Below are 1,316 nucleotides of genomic sequence, written 5' to 3' on the forward strand. Positions count from 1 at the left end.
TAGAATCTCGTGAGAGATTGCCTCTCTTTTTTAGCTCATTGGACTTACGTCCATATGCTAAAAAGTTGAGAAGCGCTTCACCCCGGGGCGCAGCCGGTCACTGCCGCCAAGGGATTTTAAGAGCCTTACTCGCCGCTCCACTGGAAGGCATTGATACCTTTACAACCTTGCATCGTCGTTTAGAACTTGACCTACGCTTTCGTTACCAATGCGGTCTTTCTTTAGATCGTCCCGCTCCTTCCGTCTCAACATTGAGCCGAGTATTTGACCAGCTAGTCCAACAGAACCTGGTCCAACAACTGTTTGATGATCTTGTGAAACAGTGCCTAGAGGAAGGAATTATCGATGGTCAACATGTGGCCATTGACAGTGCGGCCATAGAGGCTTATGAAAAGAAACAGCCTAAATCCCGGAGCGCTCAGACGGTTAACGCCAACTGGGGCGCCAAATTTGATGCTTTCGGAAACAAATTGACCTGGTTTGGCTACAAAGTGCACTTGGCCGTAGATACCCATAGTGAGCTGCCCATTGCCTTGGAAGTGACCCCTGCCCACGTCAATGATGGAGAACAAGCGCCAGACCTTATGGCGCAATCTACTGAAATCTTGGATACGAAGCCGAAGTATTTCATCATGGATGCCGGATATGATCAAGACAAAGTGTACCAATCCGCTTACAGACATGGTGCACAGGCCATCATTCCGTTAAATTTACGCAACGAAAAGGAACCCCCGGCAGGAATGACATCCAATGGTACACCACGTTGTACGATGGGGTATGAGATGACGTATTGGGGGTCGGATCAAAAGCACCTGAAATTTCGTTGTCCCCATGCTACTGGAAAGGTGGATTGTCCATTAGGTATGGCGGCCTGCTCATCTTCGAACTATGGCATGGTGGTCAAAATCCGACCGGAAGAAGACTTAAGACGATACAGTCGTCCACACCGTGACACCCGACAATGGAAAGCGCTGTATAACGAAAGAACATCCGTCGAGCGGTGTATCTCTCGCATGAAGACCTATCTCACAGCGAACAGACTCCATGTGCGTGGGATACAAAAAGTAAAAACACACATCTACCTGAATGCGATTGTTTTGCTATTAAGTGCACTCGCAGTAGCCAAGCAAGGTCAGAAAGAAGCAGTAGCATAGTAAATCGTGTCAAGCATACTGGAAATGACAAGCCCGCATATGGTGGGGAGGGGGAAAATATACCCTCAATCACCTCAGAACAATCGCTCTACAACCAATTATGGTACTTGATGCCAAACTTTTTGTTACCTGACGGTAAAAATGTTATTTTGCAAAAAGCTC

Annotated in this window: 1 protein-coding gene; it reads left to right on the forward strand. The window is 47.4% G+C overall.

The window, feature by feature from the left end; translation table 11 throughout:
* On the forward strand, nt 1-1,154 hold a 1,154-nt coding region (locus IEW48_RS16670), incomplete at its 5' end, for a transposase (protein WP_229704110.1).
* Between the last annotated feature and the right edge of the window lie 162 nt (nt 1,155-1,316).

The sequence above is a fragment of the Caldalkalibacillus thermarum genome (assembly GCF_014644735.1).
Classification (GTDB): domain Bacteria; phylum Bacillota; class Bacilli; order Caldalkalibacillales; family Caldalkalibacillaceae; genus Caldalkalibacillus; species Caldalkalibacillus thermarum.